This is a genomic window from Parasediminibacterium paludis (assembly GCF_042651445.1).
Classification (GTDB): Bacteria; Bacteroidota; Bacteroidia; order Chitinophagales; family Chitinophagaceae; genus Parasediminibacterium; species Parasediminibacterium paludis.
The window spans coordinates 653,343-675,796 of sequence record NZ_JBHSDC010000002.1; the positions used below are offsets into that span (position 1 = coordinate 653,343).

Annotated in this window: 17 protein-coding genes; 14 read left to right on the forward strand and 3 right to left on the reverse strand. The window is 35.3% G+C overall.

The genetic code is table 11. The features are described from left to right. Positions 1-127: 127 nt before the first annotated feature. The 3 genes from ACFOW1_RS03410 to ACFOW1_RS03420 form a co-directional block, all read right to left on the reverse strand. A complete protein-coding gene (locus ACFOW1_RS03410; protein ID WP_379012308.1) occupies positions 128-1,348 on the reverse strand; it encodes a TCR/Tet family MFS transporter in 1,221 nt (406 codons plus the stop codon). Between the two features lie 193 nt (positions 1,349-1,541). Then, positions 1,542-2,030 (reverse strand): hypothetical protein, encoded by a 489-nt coding sequence (locus ACFOW1_RS03415; protein WP_379012309.1) that lies wholly within the window; start codon positions 2,028-2,030, stop codon positions 1,542-1,544. A gap of 102 nt (positions 2,031-2,132) precedes the next feature. Next, positions 2,133-2,423 carry a hypothetical protein gene (locus ACFOW1_RS03420; protein WP_379012310.1) on the reverse strand — a complete coding sequence of 97 codons (291 nt, stop codon included), beginning with the start codon at positions 2,421-2,423 and terminating at the stop codon, positions 2,133-2,135. Positions 2,424-2,555: 132 nt separating this feature from the next. On the opposite strand from ACFOW1_RS03420, the gene ACFOW1_RS03425 reads away from it, so the two are divergent. From ACFOW1_RS03425 to ACFOW1_RS03490, 14 genes are all read left to right on the forward strand, one after another. Further along, on the forward strand, positions 2,556-2,888 hold the full coding sequence (locus ACFOW1_RS03425) for a DMT family protein (RefSeq protein WP_379012311.1): 333 nt from the start codon (positions 2,556-2,558) through the stop codon (positions 2,886-2,888). 84 nt (positions 2,889-2,972) lie between these two features. Continuing rightward, positions 2,973-3,512, forward strand: coding sequence for an RsmD family RNA methyltransferase (locus ACFOW1_RS03430; protein WP_379012312.1), 540 nt, complete (start codon positions 2,973-2,975; stop codon positions 3,510-3,512). Positions 3,513-3,575: 63 nt separating this feature from the next. Continuing rightward, entirely contained in the window at positions 3,576-4,208 is a 633-nt protein-coding gene (gene bioD / locus ACFOW1_RS03435; protein ID WP_379012313.1) for a dethiobiotin synthase, read from the forward strand. Further along, a complete protein-coding gene (locus ACFOW1_RS03440) occupies positions 4,205-4,774 on the forward strand; it encodes a 5-formyltetrahydrofolate cyclo-ligase (protein WP_379012314.1) in 570 nt (189 codons plus the stop codon). Before bioD ends, ACFOW1_RS03440 begins: the two co-directional genes overlap by 4 nt. 130 nt (positions 4,775-4,904) lie before the next feature. Beyond that, on the forward strand, positions 4,905-6,002 hold the full coding sequence (lpxK, locus tag ACFOW1_RS03445) for a tetraacyldisaccharide 4'-kinase (protein WP_379012315.1): 1,098 nt from the start codon (positions 4,905-4,907) through the stop codon (positions 6,000-6,002). Between the two features lie 79 nt (positions 6,003-6,081). Next, positions 6,082-8,136: a ribonuclease R gene (gene rnr / locus ACFOW1_RS03450; protein ID WP_379012316.1), complete on the forward strand. Its 2,055-nt coding sequence runs from the start codon at positions 6,082-6,084 to the stop codon at positions 8,134-8,136. A 289-nt stretch (positions 8,137-8,425) separates the two neighbouring features. Then, entirely contained in the window at positions 8,426-9,727 is a 1,302-nt protein-coding gene (locus tag ACFOW1_RS03455; protein WP_379012317.1) for a M28 family metallopeptidase, read from the forward strand. Between the two features lie 112 nt (positions 9,728-9,839). Continuing rightward, a complete protein-coding gene (locus tag ACFOW1_RS03460; RefSeq protein ID WP_379012318.1) occupies positions 9,840-10,859 on the forward strand; it encodes a sugar transferase in 1,020 nt (339 codons plus the stop codon). A 242-nt stretch (positions 10,860-11,101) separates the two neighbouring features. Beyond that, the gene (gyrA, locus tag ACFOW1_RS03465; RefSeq protein ID WP_379012319.1) at positions 11,102-13,825 is read left to right on the forward strand and encodes a DNA gyrase subunit A; all 2,724 of its coding nucleotides are present in this window, start codon (positions 11,102-11,104) and stop codon (positions 13,823-13,825) included. A gap of 11 nt (positions 13,826-13,836) precedes the next feature. Further along, a complete protein-coding gene (locus ACFOW1_RS03470) occupies positions 13,837-15,234 on the forward strand; it encodes a tetratricopeptide repeat protein (protein WP_379012320.1) in 1,398 nt (465 codons plus the stop codon). Between the two features lie 149 nt (positions 15,235-15,383). Then, positions 15,384-15,884 carry a DinB family protein gene (locus tag ACFOW1_RS03475; RefSeq protein WP_379012321.1) on the forward strand — a complete coding sequence of 167 codons (501 nt, stop codon included), beginning with the start codon at positions 15,384-15,386 and terminating at the stop codon, positions 15,882-15,884. 151 nt (positions 15,885-16,035) lie between these two features. Then, positions 16,036-17,463 (forward strand): arginine decarboxylase, encoded by a 1,428-nt coding sequence (locus tag ACFOW1_RS03480; RefSeq protein WP_379012322.1) that lies wholly within the window; start codon positions 16,036-16,038, stop codon positions 17,461-17,463. Positions 17,464-17,490: 27 nt separating this feature from the next. Continuing rightward, on the forward strand, positions 17,491-17,883 hold the full coding sequence (locus ACFOW1_RS03485) for a hypothetical protein (RefSeq protein WP_379012323.1): 393 nt from the start codon (positions 17,491-17,493) through the stop codon (positions 17,881-17,883). Between the two features lie 196 nt (positions 17,884-18,079). Further along, a complete protein-coding gene (locus ACFOW1_RS03490) occupies positions 18,080-22,429 on the forward strand; it encodes a CusA/CzcA family heavy metal efflux RND transporter (protein ID WP_379012324.1) in 4,350 nt (1,449 codons plus the stop codon). Positions 22,430-22,454: the final 25 nt, after the last annotated feature.

Below are 22,454 nucleotides of genomic sequence, written 5' to 3' on the forward strand. Positions count from 1 at the left end.
GTTTTGAATTAAAAATCACGCTATCTTCACATCGGTTTTTCATAGGATATTGGATTTTAAAACGGGGCTGGATTTTTATCCTGGCCCTTTTTTATTTCCAAAATACATCTATGAGAATGGTTTTGAATTAGCTTATCCTTTCAGTTCTTAAACTTCTGTAAGCTAAAATAGTACTTACTAATGTTAATGCTGCGCCAAGCAAAAATGGCGCACTTGGTAAGTAAACTGGTGTTGTTTTACTGGTAAAGAAGGCAAAAATATTCGTCATAATCAGTGGGCCAATAACAGAAGTGGCACTCATTAAGCTTGTTAATGCACCTTGGAGTTCCCCTTGTTCATTGGCAGGTACATGGGTAGAAATTAAACCCTGTATTGAAGGTCCGGCAATACCGCCCAAACAATACACACCTGTAAATGCAAACATCATCCAAGTAGAACTCGCAAATGCAAACAATACAAAGCCCATAGTGTAAAGCGCTAAGCCGATGTAAACACTTTTTTCTTGCCCAAGTTTAGGTATAAGTACCCGTACAATTAAGCCTTGAACTACTGCAATGCAGCAACCAATTACAGTTAGCGAAATACCAATCATGCGCTGGTTCCACTTAAATTTTTCAATAGTATAATAGCTCCAAGTAGTTTGTACAGCATGCGCAGCAATATATATTAAAGTAATTGATAGTACTAAACCAGCAATAACAGAATATTTGTTCAGCAAATTAAATGAGCCAATTGGGTTAGCTCTTTTCCATTCAAATTGTCTGCGGTTTTCTTTGCTTAAGCTTTCAGGTAAAACGAAATAGCCATATAGCCAGTTTAATAACGATAAACCAGCTGCTGCAAAAAATGGAATTCTTAAACCTATTTCTGATAAAAAACCGCCGATAAGTGGTCCTAAAATGAAACCTAAGCCAAATGCTGCACCTACCATACCAAAGTTTTTAGCTCTGTTTTCTGGCGTACTAATGTCTGCGATATAAGCTGAAGCTGTGGTAATGCTAGCGCCTGTAATACCTGCAATTAAGCGGCCAACAAATAGCCACATGATAGATGGTGCAAAGGCTAACAACAAATAATCAATACCAAAGCCAAATAATGAGAATAGCAAAATTGGTCTTCTACCATATTTGTCACTTAAGTTACCTAGAACAGGTGAGCACAAAAATTGCATACTTGCGTAAGCAAATACCAGCCATCCACCATATTTGGCAGTTTCGCTGATAGTACTGTGCGTTAATCCTTGAATTAGACTTGGTAAGCCTGGTATTATAATACCAAATCCAATAAAATCTATTAGTAATGTGATGAAAATAAAACCCAGTGCTGCTTGTTTTTTATCTTTTGCCATAATAATGTGATTATTGCAAAGTAAAAGTTTTACCAGTATATTTTTGTGCTTTTTGCATAAATGGCCGAAGGGCATACAAAGCGATGCAATGTGCGACGCAACAAAAGCTTCATAGTAGCACTAATGCTGGAATCATGATAATAAAAAAGCTTGCCATGGGCAAGCTTGCAAAATAATTCATTTAATTTAAATACTATGCGTGAACCAATTGCTGCACAATATGATTGTTTGTAGCAAAAAGTTCTGCAGGAATTTCTATTGAATTGATGAGCTTTTCTTCAAGCACATTTGCAAACGCTTCGAAATATGCCACCACGTCTTCACGAACATTGCGCTTCAACCAGCAGAAACCACCTTCTAGATGATTTAATACTTCACGGTCTTCTAAATATTCGATGTTATGAATATCAGTGGGTGTTAAACCTAATTTTTCGAGTTTGTTAATTAATAGATTCACAGGTGCATTGGTAGTAGGGCAGTAGTCTTCAGCCAACTCTGTCCATTCACCAATACCCGTTTGTGCATAGGTTAAAATTTCTTCTTTTGAAAGTTGCGTAACTACTTGCAATAAATTGCCACAATTACAGCTTCCGTGGTTGCCCCAAGCATAATGATTACCTGATTTTAAGCGACTTGCAGTGTCTCTTAAAGCTTGTATTAATTGCAAATTTGGATGTGCCATACGATTATCTTTTAAATATAAACAGACATTTACAATATAAAGTTGACGGTTAAGCGGCTTTTTAAAACCATTTGTTTAAAACACGGTAGTTGCTATGGTACATTAATTAAACTGTAAAGCTGGTAAGCGATAGTGTTGGCTATCATATACAAACAATTCTTCTATGGTGTATGTCCAATATTTGTAGAGTGGTGTTTTAGCCAAATAGCTATCTGCTTTGGCTTTGCTCTCGGTGTTTAAGGTAATCCAGCAGGTTTGGGATTCCATGCTTACTGCATAGCTATCAATAATGCCTTTGTTCATTAAAAAGTTGATATAAGTACGATGCGCTGGCACTAGGGTCATAAAATCTTCATCCATCGTAAATTTAATTATCGCCTGAAACTTATTCATAGTCTTATATTTATTCTGATAATAGATTAACAACTATTGTGCTTGATATGTTTCAGATGGCAAACTGACAAAATCTTGACTAATGTACTGTAGTTATTGCAGTAATTTGCAAAACGCTAAAAATAAATACCGATGATAAAAACAATTGCGCTTTTAGCTTGCTCAAACATATTTATGACGTTTGCTTGGTATGGCTTTTTAAAAGATACTGGTATGCCATTGTGGAAAGCCATATTACTCAGTTGGGGCATCGCTTTTTTTGAATATTGTTTAATGGTGCCAGCCAATAGGGCAGGTTTTTCAAATGGCTTAAATGGCTTTCAACTCAAAATTACGCAAGAAGTGATTACGTTGGTGGTGTTTTCTGTATTCGCTGTTTTGTATTTAAAAGAGCCATTTCAGATGAAATACTTGATGAGTTTTTTATTTATACTTGGCGCCGTTTACTTTGCATTTAAGAAATAGGGTTTTAATTTACCACGTAGGCACAAAGTTATTTGAGTAATCCTCTGATTTTGTTTAGGTCTTAGTGCTAAAATTTATGTATATATGAGAATAATTTCAGGGAAATATGGCGGTAGACGCATTGCGCCGCCAGCTAATATGCCACATACAAGGCCTACAACCGATATTGCGAAAACAGGTTTGTTTAATATTTTACAAAATAGAATAGATTTTGAAGGACTTAAATGCCTTGATTTATTTGGTGGTACAGGTTGCATTAGCTACGAATTAGCATCTCGTGGTGCTGAGGATTTAACCATTATTGAGAAAGATGGGATTATGCACAGTTTTATAAAGAAAAATTGTACAGTGCTAGGTATTTCTAACGCAAAAGTATTGCAAATGGATGTATTTAATTATATGAATACTTGTAATGAACAGTATGATTTTATTTTTGCTGGCCCACCTTATGCATTAGGTAGCATAGATGAAATTCCTAAAATAATTATTGAGAAAAAATTGATAGCCCAAGATGGCTATTTTGTGCTAGAACATACACCTCGTAATGCCTATGAAGGCTATGCAGGTTTTAGTTTTCAACGAAATTATGGTACTACAGTATTTTCTTTTTTTGAGCCAAATTAATTACACGAATTTCTACTAATTATACGAATTAAGTAATATCTATTTAACTATTTGCTATTAGCTATGACCCCTATTTTCATTACAGGTATTGGTACAGGTGTAGGTAAAACAGTTGCTAGTGCAGTTGTAACTGAGTCTTTGCAAGCAGATTATTGGAAGCCTATTCAAGCTGGTTTTGATGATGGCACAGACGCATTGGCAGTAAAAGATTTAATTAGCAATTCGGAAACCACCATACATCCCGAAGTTTATAAATTGGCTTTACCTGCTTCGCCTCATATTGCTGCGAGGCATGAAGGTGTTGAAATTAATATAACAAATATTGTCGACCGTCGACGGTCGACCGTTGACCGTCGACTTGTAATTGAAGGTGCTGGTGGCATTATGGTGCCTGTAAACGACACACAATTTGTAATTGATGTGATAGAACAATTACAAGCCAAAGTAATATTGGTTAGCAGAAATTATTTAGGCAGTATTAATCATTCTTTATTGACGGCTAGTATTTGTAAACAACGTGGCATAAACGTTATAGGCTGGATTTTTAACGACCAATATTTAGACTACGAACAAGAAATAGTCAACTGGTCTGGTTATCCAAAAATCGGGTCAATACCTTTTGCTGAAACATTGGATAAAACTTTTGTAAAAACGCAAGCAGATGCTATCAGATTATCTTTACAGCAACTATTATGACAAAAGCTGAATTAAGAACTATTTATAAGCAAATGCGACTAGATATTTCTTCGAAAGAAAAGCTGAAATTAGATGACTTATTATTGCTGCAATTGCAGACTTTTATTTTTGAGGGCATTAAAACATTGCTTACTTATTGGCCAATTGCAAATATGGGTGAACCTAATACACATCTATTTTCTGGCTATTTAAGGCATATGGTAGAAGGCTTACAAATTATGTATCCGGTAAGTGATTTTATTAATAATACCATGCAAGCAAAATTGATTGATGAAGACACCGTTTATACAACAAATTCTTATGGTATTACCGAGCCTAAAACTGGCGAAATTATTAACCCGATCAACATTGACTTAGTGTTTGTTCCACTATTAGTTTGTGATAAACAAGGTTACAGAGTTGGTTATGGCAAAGGCTTTTACGACCGTTTTTTAAACCAATGTAGGGCAGATGTTGTGTTGATGGGCTTTAGTTATTTTGAACCAATTGAAGCCATTGCTGATAAAAACGAATTTGACATACCTTTAAACTTTTGTATCACGCCAAATGAGATCTACGAATTTTAACTGAGGATAGAAACGCTGATGACATAGATTATAAAGATTTACATTGATTTTTTATGTTTAGGCAAGAGAAAATAAATCCGTTTTTATCAGCCAAAATCAGTATCATCAGCGTTCCCATAAAATTTTATAAATGAACATCAACAATATTTTTCTAAAATCATTCCGTATCGTATTGCTGCCTTTTTCAATAGCTTATGGTGCGATTATTATCGTTAGAAATTGGCTGTTTGACAAAAAATATCTGCAGTCAGCCACGTTTAATTTTCCGCTAATTTGTGTAGGCAATATTGCTGTTGGCGGTACTGGAAAAAGCCCAATGGTTGAATATTTAATCCAATTGTTACACCCTCGTTTTGAAATTGCTACCCTAAGTAGGGGTTATAAACGTAAAACCAAAGGGTATGCCCTTGCAAATGCAAACACCACCGCATTAGATATTGGCGACGAGCCGATGTTGTTTCATTCTAAATTTCCCGATGTGGCAGTTGCTGTGGGTGAAGAAAGATTGGTTGCTATCCCTCAATTATTACATGATAAACCAAGCCTTGATGCGATTATTTTAGATGACGCTTTTCAGCATCGTTCTGTAAATGCAGGCTTAAATATTTTATTGACAGACTATAGTAATTTGTACACGCACGACTTCTTTTTGCCCACAGGCGATTTAAGAGATGAATGGGCTTCTACAAGACGCAGTCAAATAATTATTGTTACTAAATGTCCGGCTGATTTAACGGATGAGAAAAAAAATAAAATTATTCGTGAATTAAAGCCCCTCAAAAGGCAACATGTTTTTTTTACGACCATCAAATATGGGATGCCTTACCATATTAGACAAAAAAATAGACGAAAAATTACTCAAAATGTAGAGGTTTTCTTGGTTTGTGGCATTGCAAATCCTAATCCAATAAAAGAATTATTATTAGAAAATGCCAAAACGTATTATCAAAAAAACTACAACGATCATCATATTTTTACAATTGATGATTTACAAGAAATAAAATCTAAATTTGATGAAATTGATGCCGACAATAAATTAATTCTTACAACAGAAAAAGATGCCGTACGATTAATTAAGTTTTCCGAGCAATTAGAAGATTTACCGTTATACGTATTACCAATTAAGCATCAATTTTTATTCAATGAAGGGTCAATATTTGATGAATTAGTAGTGAATTTTATAAAAAGCTATCCCAAAGTTCTAGCTGATAACTTTGACATAAGTTAATATCATATTTGATGTAAATGTTCGTCCTAAACCTTTCATGGCAATCATTAGAATCAAAATAATCAGCGATTAAAAGATTATGAGTAAAAGTAAAAAGAGTAAAACCAAAACGCCTACCAAAACCACAAAGCATACATCGCCTTCTCTATTAGTGAAAGGTGCTTTAGAAATCACTCGAAGCGGTATTGGTTATGTGTTAATTGAGGATAAAAGTGGCGATGTATTGGTACGTCCAGGCGATTTTAATACGGCTTTAAACGGCGACATTGTGATGGTGAAAATCATCAAAGAAAACTCAGTTACCAAAAAGAAAGAAGGGAAAATTACAGAGGTTGTTACACGTAAGCAAAACGAGTTTATAGGTCATATTCAACTATCTACCAACTATGCCTTTTTTGTACCTGATACTGATAAGCCAATGCCAGACTTGTTTATCCCTTTAAACAAATTGAACGGTGCAAAGAATAAAGACAAAGTTGTTGCAAGGTTAGTGGAGTGGGGCAAGGGTGATAAAAAACCCATTGGTGAAGTTGTAAGCCTAATGGAGGCAGGTGATGAGAACGACGGTGCCATGAAGGAACTATTGGCAGAAGCAGGTTTTCCATTGTCGTTTACCAAAGAAGTAATGGATGAAGCGATGGCGCTAACTGATGAAATTAGTAGCCTAGAAATAAGTAAACGCAAGGATTGTAGAGATATTTTAACCTTTACGATTGACCCTGTGGATGCAAAAGATTTTGACGATGCATTGTCTATTCGCAAATTAAAAAATGGTAACTACGAAATTGGTGTCCATATTGCAGATGTCAGCCATTTTGTTCAGCCAGAAATGGCTTTAGATGAAGAAGCTTATAAGCGTGCAACATCTGTATATTTGCCAGATAGGGTAAACCCAATGTTGCCTGAACGTATTTCAAACGAGTTGTGTTCTCTGCGTCCTCATGAAGATAAATTTACCTTCTCCGCTATTTTTCAGTTAACGCCAAAAGGTGAGGTGAAACAATATTGGTTGGGTAAAACTTTTATCCATTCAAATCATCGCTTTACTTATGAGGATGTTCAAGAAATTATAGAAACCAAAGAAGGACCTTTTAAAGAAGAAATTTTATTGCTCAATGCAATGGCTCAAAACATTCGCAAAGCACGCTTTAAAGAAGGTGCAATCAATTTCTCATCGCAAGAAGTGCGTTTTAAATTAGACGAAAAAGGTAAGCCAATTGCCGTGGTAGTGAAAGAAAGTAAAGAAGCGCACCAATTGATAGAAGAGTTTATGTTGTTGGCTAATAAAACCGTTGCCGAGAATGTGTTTAAAACAGAAGTAAACGGTAAACCTATACCTTTTCCATATCGTGTACACGACCGACCAGACGCGAAGAAATTGCAACCTTTTATTGAGTTTGCAAGACGCTACGGTCATCAATTTAATATCAATTCACCAGAAAAAATTGCTGAAAGTTTTAACCAAATGTTGGCCAATGTGCAAGGCAAGCCAGAACAGCATGTTCTCGAACAATTGGGTATAAGAACAATGGCAAAAGCTGCTTATACTACCAAAGATATTGGACACTATGGTCTTGCTTTTGAACATTATTGTCATTTCACGTCACCCATTCGGCGTTATCCAGATGTATTGGTGCACCGTGTATTGCAAAGTATTATCGAAGGAAAGCCCATTTTAGACAAAAAAATGGAGGAAAAATGCAAACACACTAGCGAACGTGAGCGTAGCGCTATGGAGTGTGAACGGGCGGGCAATAAATACAAGCAAGTTGAGTTTATGCGTGACCATGTGGGTGAAGAATTTGAAGGTGTTATTAGCGGGGTGGCTGCTTTTGGCTTTTTTGTAGAAACAGTTTTACATAAGTGCGAAGGCATGGTAAGCACTATCAGCCTCAGCGAAATTGATGATTTTCGATTGGTAGAAGGCGATTATAGTTTGGTTGGTTTACGTAGTGGGCGTAAATTCAAGATGGGCGACAAAGTATGGATTCAAGTTGTATCAGCCAATTTGGATAAACGTCAGTTAGATTATATATGGGTAAATAAACCGACTATAGAAGTTGAAATACCAATAATTACTGAAAGGCCTGCTAAAAAAGCTGCTAAATTAAGGGCTAAAAAAGTAAAAGAGTAGGCTTTTGTCACTAGCTTTTGTACTACCTTTTAAATTCCTTGCCTTGCACACTTCTACTTTTAGACTTATGTTTCAGCATTTTGGATAATGATTAAATTGTCCCACTTTTCTATGCGGAAAATCTACATTTTTAACTAGATATAAAGTTGATGTAAATATGTATGTATGATTATTAGACTGTTTATATTTTTTATCAAAAGCATCAATTTACATACAATTAATGTCTTCATTACATATAAGTTGATAAAATAACCTTATTTTACAAGCTCAATTATCAACAAAAGTACTTATGAAGAAAGTTTTATCTATTATTATATTTTCGATTATTATATTGCAGGTAGCTGCTCAAAACATCAATAGTATTATCAACGAAAAAAAGGTAGAGCAAATAGAGAAAGTCTTATCAGCAGATGATATGCAGGGTAGAAGAGCATTTACACCCGCCGCAGATAAAGCTGCAGCGTTTATTGCACAAGAATTTAAGAAAACGGGTTTGCGTACTTTGAATCAATCTGGCAGCTATCTACAAAGCTTTACAATGGTTAAGGCAAAATTTGTTAGCGCTAGCTGCATATTTGATGGTACTTCTATTGAAACAAAAAATATTATCGTAATCACTTCTAAAACTGAGATAAATATTACAGAAAAATCAAGTTTTGAAAAAGCGCAAATTACTGCTGATCTTAATTTCTTCAGTGAAGCTAGAAAATATATACAATCTGGTAAAAACTATTTGGTAGTGGTAGATACTGCTTTTGCCAAGAATTTTGGTCGTTTAACAGGCTTTAAAAACGCCATGTTTAAATCCGAGGCTAGTGTCATTTTTGTTTTATCAGCTAACAATCCTTCTACTTACGCAATTACTGCAAAGCATGACATTACTGAGCAGAAATTAGCCAATGTTGTAGGTATTTTGCCAGGCAAAAGCAAAACACAAGAATATGTTATTTTTTCTGGCCACTACGACCACCTAGGTGTTGGTTCGCCTCGTGAGGGCGAAAAGCACGACGATAAAGACTCCATTTACAATGGTGCAAATGATGATGCAGCGGGTACTACTGCAGTAATGATATTGGCTAGGTATTATAAAAAAATGCACAATAACGAACGTACCATCATTTTTGCTGCATTTACTGCAGAAGAAGTAGGTGGTTTCGGCGCGCAATATTTCTCCAAGCAATTTAATCCCGAACAAGTAATTGCTATGTTTAATATTGAAATGATTGGTACAGAAAGTAAGTGGGGGGCTAATTCTGCATACATAACCGGATTTGAGAAAACAGATATGGGGAAAATTTTACAAGCTAATTTACAAGGCTCAGGATTTAATTTTTATCCAGATCCTTACATTAAAGAAAACTTATTTTATCGGTCTGATAATGCAACACTTGCAAGATTAGGTGTGCCAGCACACACTATTTCAACCTCTAAAATGGATAGTGAACCCAATTATCATAAAGTGAGTGACGAAATTGGTACTCTAAATATGCATAATATGGCTGAAATAATTAAAGCCATCGTCATAAGTGCAAAGGGTATTGTGGCAGGAAAAGAGACACCAAGCAGAGTGGATACAAAGCGTTTAAATTAAATTATAGTTAAACTTATCATCTTTTTAGATGTCTCTTTAACCAGTTTTTAATATCCTATATCCTTTATTTACTATTTTTAATTCGTATTTCCTTATTTTTGTATCCTAGTATATGCAAAATACGCTTCAAAACATACCTAAAAGGTCTGCCGCTTTTGTTACCAATTTCAAGGGTAATATTTTACCGCGTGCAAAAAAACAACCTCAAAAAAAGTTGTCTTGCCTTCTAGTAAACCCTGATGTTGTTGCTAAAGAATTAATTAAGAAGCCCTCTTTTAATAATAAGTTCACTTATAATATTTGGTCTGGCCCAATGGATAATAAGCTGATTAAATATTTAAAGAAAAATAATTACTCTTACGTAGTTATTGATAAATGGATTAGCGACGATGCCATTACACACTTTCTGGATTTGATACGTTTTCATGACGTTAACAATGGTAAAATTATTAATATCATTTCTTTTTACGAAAAAGTGACACATTGTAGCCCGATGTTATATATGAATGATTACTCTGAAAATAATCCTGAAGATTTAGTAATACGTCCAAGTCAATCTTTCTTGATGATTAAACGTGCCATAGATATTGTGGTGACATCTTTGGCATTGCCCATTGCAATACCAATCATGATGTTGGCATTTTTTGCAACTTGGTTGTCTTCAAAAGGCCCTGTTTTATTTAAACAGCAACGAGTTGGTTTTAATGGCAAAGTGTTTACCATTTATAAAATACGTACCATGGTACACAATCCTCTTGGCTACAATTCACCTACAATAAAAGGTGATTCACGTATTACGAAGGTTGGTAGAATATTGCGAAAAACTAAGATTGATGAGTTTCCTCAATTCTTAAACGTGTTAAAGGGTGAGATGAGTTTAATAGGTCCAAGACCAGAGAAGAAAGACATTGTAGATAGATTTGAATCAGAAAATAGCTTTTATAAATACAGACATATCGTAAAACCAGGCATTACAGGTTGGGCACAAGTTAATTATCCTACTGCTACTCCTGAAGAAACTTTGCAAAAGCTTGAATACGATTTATACTATATCAATCATATTTCTTTAAAGTTAGAAATGCAGATTATTTTAAAAACGGCGGGCGTTATTACCACACTTGACAGTCTCTAGCAATTTATTAGCCCTATTTAAGTACTTTATTTCTCTTGTAAATAGCGATATTGTATCGCAACTGAACACCTTTTGCCAATTCCATGTTTTTAAGCCCGCAATTGCTTAAAAACTGTGGATAAACCCGTGTAAAAAACACGCGCTTAATTGGCTATTTAAACAGCTAAAAAGCTATCTTCGCCAACCTTGTTTTTTAAAAGGTAAAATATACTCATAGCAAAGAATTTAAGTTATAATCTGCAATGGAAGACATCACGCCACAATTGCCTGAACAAACCAATGATAATGACCGCATAATTTCGGTGAATATTGAAGAACAAATGAAGACTGCCTATATCGACTACTCTATGTCGGTCATTGTAGGGAGAGCCTTGCCAGATGTAAGAGATGGCTTTAAACCAGTGCATCGTCGTGTGTTGTACGGTATGAACGAGTTGGGTAATGCTAGCAATAAGCCTTATAAAAAATCTGCCCGTATTGTCGGCGAGGTGATGGGTAAATTTCACCCACATGGTGATGCATCAATATATGATACGCTCGTTCGTATGGCTCAGGATTGGACGATGCGCTACAAAATGGTAGACAGCCAAGGTAATTTTGGTAACCAAGATGGCGATCCGCCCGCAGCTATGCGTTATACTGAGGTGCGTTTAGAGAAGTTTGCGGAAGCCATGTTAGAAGATTTGGAAAAAGAAACTGTAGACTTTCAATTAAATTTCGACGATAGCCTCGAAGAGCCTACCGTTTTGCCTACTAAAATTCCCCAATTATTGGTCAATGGGTCTAGTGGTATTGCTGTAGGTATGGCCACTAATATGATGCCGCATAACTTAAGTGAGGTTGTAGACGGTTGTGTTGCTTATATTGATAATCAAGATATTACTGGTGAAGAATTAATTAATTATGTTAAAGCGCCTGATTTTCCTACCGCAGGTATAATTTACGGTATGGAAGGGGTAAAAGATGCTTTGTTAACTGGTCGAGGTAGGGTAGTATTGCGTGGTAAATGTTATGTAGATACAAAAGCTAGTGGTAGAGAGCAAATCATCATAACCGAAGTGCCTTATCAAGTAGGATTGGATGCCTTAACTAATAAAATTGGTCAACTTGTAAATGATAAAACAATTGAAGGTATTGCACACGTAAACAACGAAAGTAACCAACGTGAAGGTAACCGGATTGTAATTGATTTAAAGCGTGATGCAGTTGCGCAAGTTATTATTAATCAACTGTATAAGTTTACTGAATTTCAGACAAGTTATGGTATTAACAACGTCGCTATCAGTAAAGGTCGTCCTAAAATAATGAGTTTAAGAGACTTGATAGTCGAATTTATTGAGTTTAGGATGGAAGTTGTTATTCGTAGAACAAAATACGAATTGCGCAAAGCTGAAGAAAGAGCGCATATTTTGGAAGGCTATTTAAAAGCCTTAGATCATTTAGATGAAGTGATTAAATTAATACGTAGTAGTAGAACACCTGACGATGCAAAAGAGGCTTTAATATCTAAGAGTAAGGAAGAAAAATGGTATATCAGCCAAGACCTATTTGGTGAAGTAACGGAAGAACTGTATACACAAGAACAAGGTTTATCAGAAATACAAGCAAAAGCCATTTTAGAATTGCGCTTGCAACGTTTAACAGGCATGGAAAGAGATAAGATTATTGAAGAATTCAATGGTCTTATTCAAACCATAACACGCCTTAAAGCTTTATTGGCTAGCGAACCACTACGTTACGAATTGATAAAAACAGAATTGCTTGACATCAAAGCTAGATTTGGTGACGAACGTAAAACTGAAATCCAATACTTAGCGAATGAAATGCGCATGGAGGATTTCATTAAAGATGAAGATGTTGTAATCACTATTTCACATTTAGGTTATATCAAAAGAACCACTGCCACTGATTATCGTCAGCAAAAAAGAGGCGGACGTGGTGCTATTGGTAGCAAAACACGCGAAGAAGATTATGTAGAACATTTGTTTGTTGCCTCTACGCACCACACGATGTTATTTTTTACCGAAAAAGGTCGTTGCTTTTGGATGAAAGTTTACGAAATTACTGAAGGTGAAAAATCTGGAAAGGGTAGGGCGATTCAGAACTTGATTCAAATTCCACAAGACGATAAAGTGAGAGCTATTATTGATGTGAAACGCTTAGACGATAAAGAATTTGTTGATTCTCATTATATTGTATTATGTACTAAAAAAGGTATTATCAAGAAAACGTCATTGGCAGATTTTAGTCGCCCACGTGCAAATGGAGTTAATGCAATTACCATCAACGAAGGCGATGAATTGTTGGAAGCAAAAATGACCGATGGTAATAGCGAAATTATGATGGCTGTGAAGAGTGGTAGAGCCATTCGTTTCCCCGAAGCCAAAGTTCGCCCAACAGGTCGTGGTGCTATAGGTGTAGGCGGTATTGAAGTAGATGATACCAAAGATGAAGTAGTTGGTATGATTTGTGTTAATGCAGCTGACACATCTAGAAATGTGTTGGTAATTAGTGAAAATGGCTATGGTAAACGTACTGCTGTAGAAGATTACCGCATAACCAACCGTGGCGGTAAAGGTGTAAAAACCATTAACGTTACCGAAAAAACTGGTAGTCTTGTAGGTATTATGGATGTAAGTGATTCAGAAGATTTGATAATTACTTGTAAATCTGGTATTACTTTACGTACCTCTTTGGCAGCTATCAAAGAGTCTGGTAGAGCAACACAAGGAGTAAAAATTATTCGTGTAGATGCTAAAGATTCTATTGCAGCTATTTCTAGTATCGAATCTGACGAAGAAGAAGTGGTAATTGATGAGTCTTTGGTGGTTACAGATGGTGAGGCCTTGCCAATAGATACCAATGACGTTACCGCCGGAGCAACTGAAGAATCAACCACTTCTGAAGAAGACACTACTGAAGCAACAGATCCAGAAAATACAGAAAAAACCCCTGATAATCAATAAATATAACGTACATGAAAAAAATCGTTGTTCTATCGCTGCTTGCCTTAACGTTTCAAATAACGAAGGCACAGGATTTTAAGAAATTAGAAATTATTACTGCACTACCTGGCAAATTAGAAGATGCGAAAACAGAGTTGGATAAAATAATGGCTGATCCAAAAGCCCAAGTTAAGCCTGATGGCTATCTCTGGAAAGCCAAAATATATAGCAGCATGAATGCTGATGCCAAATTGCAAGCTAAGTATCCTGATGCCTTTAAAATAGCTGATGAAGCATTTACAAAATATGTAGAGTTAGATCCGTCTCTAAAATTATTAAAGGAGAAAAATCAAGCCGAAGCAGCTACAAATTTGTACTCTAGTGCTTATAAAGATGGGGTTAGAACTTTTAATAATAAAGTTTGGGACTCAGCAGCCGTATATTTTAACTATGCTGTAAAATATAGTGATATCTTATTTTCGAATAAATTACTAAAAAGTGATGCGCCATTTGATACCACCGCAATTTTGTATGCCGGTTATTCAGCACAAAATGCTCAAAAAGTAGATGATGCTGTAAAATTTTATACACGCTTAATTAATGCAAATGTTAAAGATGCTGGTTTTACAGAGTTGTATAAATATGTATTATTACAATATATTAAGAAAAATAACAAGGCAGAGTTTGATAAATATTTAGCGATATCAAAAAAAGCTTTTCCAAAAGAAGAATGGGACGATTATGAAGCAGAATTTATAAATAAAAATTTCTCTTTAGCTGATAAAGTAGCTGCTTACGAAAAAGAAGTAGCTGCTGGTACATTAACTGCTGCTAAATATTCACAATATGCGGATGTATTTGTGAATATTCCTAAAGAAGATAAAGATAAAATGGATAGTTTAACGCTTATTGGCTATCAATTTAAAGCCCTGGATGCGTATAAAAAAGCTTGCGAATTAGACCCTAATGATGGTATTGCACATTTTAATGCTGGTATTATTTATTACAATTTGTATGGTGTATACGAAGACAGAGTTGCTGAAAATAAACGTGCATTGAGAGATTTCGTGGCTGCACATGTGGTAGAAAAAGACCCCAAGAAAAAGCCTGCTGCCGAGACTAAATACAAAGAACAAGTAGACGCATTGAAAAAGCTAAATACTGATTTGGAAAAGCCAATGACCGAAATGGCAGACGGTGGTATCTCTTACATTGAGAAGTCTTATACCATTTTAAAAGACAAGCCAAACTTAGCTAATGGCAAGGATTTAACGGAAAAGGAGAAAGTTGAAAGAGTTTGTTTAAGAAAATCTGTGGACATTTTAGCAAATATGTACGCCGTAAAGCGCGATAAAGCCGCTGGAAAAGATCCAAAAGCTTACGACGCTTATGACGCTAAATATAAGCTATACGACAGCTTACATAAATAATTGTTGATGATAACATTAAAAAGCGCCACTTAATAGTGGCGCTTTTTAATGTTATTTTTTTCGTTGAAGAAATAATTTATTGGCATTAATTTCAATACTAGTTAGTAGCTTTAATAAAACAAACATTTAATCATTAAAATTTAAGTTCCATGTTAGTACAATCTTTACTTGGCGAATTTTTATACGAAGCCGAAGGCACTAGAAAATTATTGAATGCGATACCCGATAGCGCATTAGATTATAAACCTGCAGAAGCCAATTGGACAACTGCACAGTTAGCATCTCATATTGCAGAAGTGTATAATTGGTATCAACCTACATTGCATCAAGATGTATTTGACATGGCTACTTACAAATACGATAAAGGCGATATTACAAAAGCAGCTAACATAGTAGCTAAATTTGAAGAAAATGTACTTTTGGCAAAAGCAGCCCTAGAAACTGCTAAAGATGAAATGATGTTTGCAGAATGGAAAATGGTAATGGGTACCGCTGATCCTATTTTTCCGCCAATGCCTCGTATCCAAGTTGTTCGTGGTTTTTTATTTAATCACTTGTACCACCATCGTGGGGAATTAGTTGTGTATTTGCGTAGCACTGGCAATAAAATACCGGCTTTATACGGTCCAACGGCTGATGATAAGTTTTAGATTCCACAATTATGGAAAAAATAAAGGGTAATGCAATGATGCTTACCTTTTTTTATGTCTTTACGTTTGTCAAACTACTATTTTTGCATACATTTTTAAAATAACTGTCTGCAAAGGCAATTTGATAAAACATCAAACCTAGGTTCGCTACATGAACAATACTTACACTTCGTTGGTTGATCAAACTTTCCACTTTCCTCAAGAAGGCTTTAAACGCAACCAAGATGGCAATTTAACTTTTAACGATATTGATGTAAAAGCTTTGATTGATAAATATGGTACCCCTTTGAAGTTAACCTATTTGCCAAAAATTGGTATGCAGATTAATAAAGCGAAAATGATGTTTGAAAAAGCATTCAAAAAGCATAATTATGAAGGTACATACAATTATTGCTATTGTACAAAAAGCTCACATTTCTCTTTTATTGTAGAAGAAACATTAAAGCATAATATTCATTTAGAAACGTCTTACGCTTACGATATTGAAATTATTAATCAGCTTTTTTTAAAGAAGAAAATTAATAAAGAAACATTTATTATTTGTAATGGGTATAAACAAAAAACATACACTTCCCGTATTGCTAGATTAATTAATACGGGATTTAAAAATGTGATTCCTGTATTGGATAATAAAGAAGAATTACAAGCTTATAGGCGCAGTGTAAAAGAGCCTTTCAAGCTTGGTATTCGTGTAGCAGCAGAAGAAGAGCCAAGCTTTCCGTTTTATACCTCACGACTAGGTATTAAAGCAAAAGATATTTTAGAATTTTATGTAGATGAAATTGAAGGTTTTGAAGATAAGTTTCAGTTGAAAATGCTACATATTTTCTTAAATAAAGGTATTAAAGATGATATTTATTACTGGAGTGAATTGAATAAAGTCATCAACTTGTATTGCCAGCTAAAAAAGATTTGTCCTGAACTAGATTCTATCAATATTGGCGGTGGTTTTCCTATTAAACACTCACTTGGTTTTGAGTACGATTACCAATTTATGATTAACGAAATTGTTGGTAATATTAAGCGTGCTTGTAAAAAAGCCAAAGTGCCAATGCCAAATATTTTTACTGAGTTTGGAAGTTTTACTGTTGGCGAAAGCATGGCACATGTGTATAGCATTATTGGCCAAAAAGTGCAAAACGATAGAGAGTGTTGGTATATGATCGATTCTTCTTTTATAACTACATTACCAGATACCTGGGGTATTGGTGAGAAGTTTTTAATGCTGCCAATTAATAAGTGGGATAATGAATACCAGCGTGTAGTACTCGGCGGTATTACCTGCGATAGTCACGACTATTACGATAGTGAAGAGCATATTAATGAAGTATTCTTGCCAAAACTTACTAATAACTACAAAGGGGAGGAAGAAAGTAATAAAGAACCTTTATATGTGGGCTTCTTCCATACCGGTGCGTATCAAGATCAAATAAGCGGCTATGGCGGAATTAAACATTGTTTAATTCCTTCCCCAAAACACGTAATTATTGAGTATGACAGAAATGGCAAACTGATTGATTGGGTGTATGCCAAAGAACAAAGCGCTCAAAGTATGTTAAAAATACTTGGTTATTTATAGTACTTTTACAAAATATCGTCTATTAATTTGAAAAAACTGGTTACTATATTTTTTTTAGCAATATATTTGTTGGCAACAACAGATTCTTACCAGCTTTTGAAATTACCTATGGTATTTCAGCACTTTTCTGAGCATAGAGCAGAAAATAAAAACTTAGGTTTCTTTGATTTTTTAGATATGCATTATTTACATGGTAGTCCTCAAGATGCTGACTTTGATAGGGATATGCAGTTGCCATTTAAAAAAGCTTGTACAGACTGCGCTTCATTTAGTGTAACCGCGGCATTTGTGCCTTTAGTAGCTACATTTTCGATTGAAAAGCCTATACGCATTACAGAACAAAATAATTATATCATACAGGAGCCATTGCTCTTTTCTTCGTATCTAGCCACGATTTGGCAGCCGCCTAAACTTGCTTAGTGTCATATTATGCTGTCTTTGATAAATATGACAGCCCTTCTTTATTATTGACGCACTGTCAATAGTACACCTCATTTTATTTGCTGATGGACATAATGCTTTTGCTTATGGTGTTGTTGCTGTATCTAACAGTGGCAATATCATGTTAGGACTTGTATTATTTACCAGATGCCTCACTTTTATAATATATTTATTTATGCTTAATGCAATCATTAGGTTTGCCATTAACAATAAACTGATTGTTGGGCTTTTTGTATTAGCCCTTATAGGCTATGGCAGCTATCAAGTTACAAAATTACCGATAGATGCTGTGCCAGATATCACCAATAATCAGGTGCAAGTAATTACGGTGGCACCTTCATTTGGCGCTACAGATATAGAGCGTTTAGTTACGTTTCCAATTGAACAAGCTAATAATAATATTTCTGGTTTAAAAGAAATAAGAAGTTTCTCAAGGTTTGGATTATCGCTGGTTACAATTGTTTTTGACGATGCGACAGATGTATATTGGGCTCGTCAGCAAGTAGCGGAACGTCTTCAAAAAGTTCAATCGCAAATACCGCTAGGGATTGGAACGCCAGAACTTGGGCCAGTAAGTACTGGCTTGGGTGAGATATACCAATATGTGGTTCGTCCAAGAAATGGTTACGAAAATAAGTACACGCCTACCGACTTGCGTACCATACAAGATTGGTTGGTGCGTCGTCAATTACTAGGCGTAAAAGGCGTTGCTGAAGTCAGCAGTTTCGGTGGTAAGCTTAAGCAATATTCAATTGAAGTTGATCCTAACAAGCTATTATCGTACAACATTACAATTACTGATATTTTTAAAGCTTTAGAAAATAATAACCAAAACACTGGTGGCGCCTATATCGAGAAAGGCTCAACTGTTTTGTATATCAGAACCGAAGGTTTGCTAGGAAATATAGAGGATATTAAAAATATTAATATTAAAAGTGCATCAAGCGGAAATCCTTTATTTATAAGAGATGTGGCAGAAGTGGTAATTGGTAATGCCACTAGGTATGGTGCTATGTGCTACAACGATAAGGGTGAAGTAGCTGGTGCTGTAGTGATGATGCTTAAAGGTGCTAATAGCAGCGATGTAATTCAAAATGTAAAAGCAAGGGTGGTTCAAATACAAAAAACATTACCCGAAGGGGTGGTGATTGAGCCGTTTTTAGATCGTACTAAAATGGTGAATAACGCCATAGGTACAGTTGAAAAGAATTTACTTGAAGGCGCATTGATTGTGGTGTTTATGTTGGTGCTTTTTCTGGGCAATTTTAGAGCTGGATTATTAGTGGCATCTGTTATTCCATTGGCTGTGTTATTTGCCATAATTATGATGAATCTCTTTGGCGTAAGTGGTAATTTAATGAGTCTAGGTGCGCTAGATTTTGGGTTAATTGTAGATGGGGCTGTGATTATAGTAGAAGCAGTGATGCATCAATTATCACATGGTAAAAAGTTTGCTTCAATTGATAAATTGTCACAGATTCAAATGGATACAGAAGTCAATCACTCAGCTAGTAAAATGATGAATAGCGCGGTGTTTGGTCAAATCATTATTCTAGTGGTTTATTTGCCAATATTCACGTTACAGGGTATAGAAGGTAAAATGTTTAAACCCATGGCTCAAACGGTTGCGTTTGCACTACTAGGTGCATTTATTTTATCATTGACTTATATACCAATGATGAGTGCTGTTTTTTTAAGCAAAAAGGTAAAACATAAACCAAATTTTTCTGATAAATTGATGACAAAGGTGGAGCGCAAGTATCAACATGCTTTAGAAAAGGTAGTTGCCTTTCCAAAAACAGTGTTACTATCAGTTATTGGTTTATTTTTTTTAGCTATATTTTTTTTAACTACACTTGGTGGAGAATTTATTCCTGCACTAGAAGAAGGTGACTTTGCAGTAGATACCAGGGTACTTACAGGAAGTAATTTAAACACCACTATTGCTAGTACACAACAAGCGGCGCGTATATTAAAAACACAATTTCCCGAGGTTGAAAAAGTGGTAACGAAAATTGGTAGTGGTGAAGTTCCAACCGACCCCATGCCAATGGATGCAAGCGATATGATGGTGATACTAAAGCCCAAAGCTGACTGGACGTCTGCGAAAACATTTAGTGAACTCAATAAAAAAATGAGTAAAGCTTTGCAAGCGGTACCCGGCGTAACTGCGGGCTTTCAGTTTCCTGTACAAATGCGCTTTAATGAGTTAATGACTGGTGCAAGACAAGACGTGGTATGTAAAATTTTTGGTGAAGATTTAGATACATTAGCTACTTATGCTAGCAAACTAGGCGCATTGGTTAATACGGTAGAAGGTGCTGCCAACTTATACGTAGAAGCTGTTTCAGGCATGCCACAAATTATTATCAATTATAACCGAAATGCCATCGCCCAATATGGATTAGTAATTACAGATATCAACAAAATTGTAAATACTGCATTTGCTGGGCAAAGCACAGGTATGTTGTTTGAAGGTGAAAAACGCTTTGAGGTGGTAGTAAAATTAAAAAGCAACTTAAAAACAGACCTAAAAGATGTTCAAAATTTGTTAATACCTACACCACAAGGCGTTCAAATTCCTTTATATCAACTAGCCAATGTACAAATAAAAGAAGGTCCAAATCAAATACAAAGAGAAGACGCTAAACGTAGAATAGTGGTTGGCTTTAATGTGCGTGGCAGAGATGTACAAACTATTGTCAACGAGTTGCAAGCTAAAGTGGAGAAGCAATTAAAATTGCCCACAGGCTACTATGTTACCTATGGGGGGGCTTTTGAAAACTTGAATGCAGCAAAACAGCGATTACTTATAGCAGTGCCAATATCATTATTATTCATTTTTTTACTATTATACTTCGCCTTCAATTCTATTAAGCAAGGACTGTTAATTTACTCAGCTATACCCTTATCAGCTATTGGTGGAATCTTGTTTTTAGCTATGCGTGGCATGCCTTTTAGCATTAGTGCTGGGGTAGGTTTTATTGCATTATTTGGTGTGGCTGTTTTAAATGGTATAGTCTTAATTGCAGAATTTAATCGCCTGAAAAAAGAAGGTGTTACCGATTTAAAACGTATTGTTTTGATGGGTACAAAAGTGCGATTAAGACCAGTGTTAATGACTGCATTTGTAGCATCTCTAGGCTTTTTTCCAATGGCTGTGAGCAATGGAGCTGGAGCAGAAGTACAAAGACCGTTGGCAACGGTAGTAATTGGTGGATTGTTGATTGCAACCTTCTTAACCTTGTTTGTATTGCCAGTTCTGTATATCACGTTTGAGAAAGGATTAGTAAAATCTAAAAAGAAAGCAATTAAAATCACCTTCCTTTTAGGGCTTTTGGGCTTTGTGTCGTATGCCAATGGTCAAAAAGCTATAACGCTTCAAGGTGCCATTAACATTGCTCTAAAAAATAATCTACAATTAAAAAATGAGTATTTAAAGGCGCAGTATCAACAAATGCTTTCTAAAACAGCTACCTCATTACCACAAACCAATTTTATTGCAGAGGTAGGACAGATTAATAGTATTTATAACGACAATAGGTTTAGTATTGGTCAGTCAATGAATTTTCCCACTGTTTATGTCAAGCAAAAACAGATATTTCAAGTAGAGTGGAAAACTGCCGTATTAAATATTGCTGTTAAAGAAGCTTTACTTAAAAAGCAAGTTGCGCAAGTTTTTTATAATTTGGTGTATTTAGAGCAAAAGAAATCCCTTTTGCAATATACAGATAGCTTATACAGAGCTTTTTATAAAAGGGCAGAACTCCGTTTAGAAAAAGGCGAAGCCAATGTGTTAGAAAAAGCAAGTGCTGAAACACAATTAGGCCAAATTGAAATACAGTTACAACAGTTGCAGCAAGACGCTGATATATTGCAATTACAATTTCAGTTGTTGTTAAATACTACTGTCGCTTTCACACCAGTTGTTACTATTTATCAACTGCCCTATCTTCAATTAAGCGATACTGCGATATTAGAAGCACATCCCGCCATGCAAGTAATTGCACAGCAACAGCAGCTAGCTGCTGCTAACTTAGCTTTAGAAAAAAGCAAACTTTTACCAGATATTTCTTTAGCGTATAACAATACAAGCATCAAAGGCACTGGCGCTGATAATATTTTATATGGCACTTCACAACGCTTTAGTTCGGTGCAGATAGGTGTGGGTATTCCAATTTTTAAGAAGGCACAAAAGGAAAAAATTGCTAGTGTAAAATTTAGCGAACTAGTCGCAAAAGCTAATTTTAAAGTTGCGTTACAAAACTTGCAAAGTGAATGGCAGCAACAACTACAGGTGATTGAGAAGTATAAGAAAACTATTCATTTTTATGAAAATGTAGCGCTTAAAAATGCAGCATTAATTACCACAACAGCTAATCAACAATTGGCAAGTGGTAATATTAATTATCTTGAATGGGTACAATTAATACATCAGGCCATTACTGTAAAAAGTGATTATATAGAAGCTATTAAAAGCTTGAATAATGCAATTATCGAGCATAATTATATTATTAACAGATGACGATTGAACTTTCGTCATTTAAATA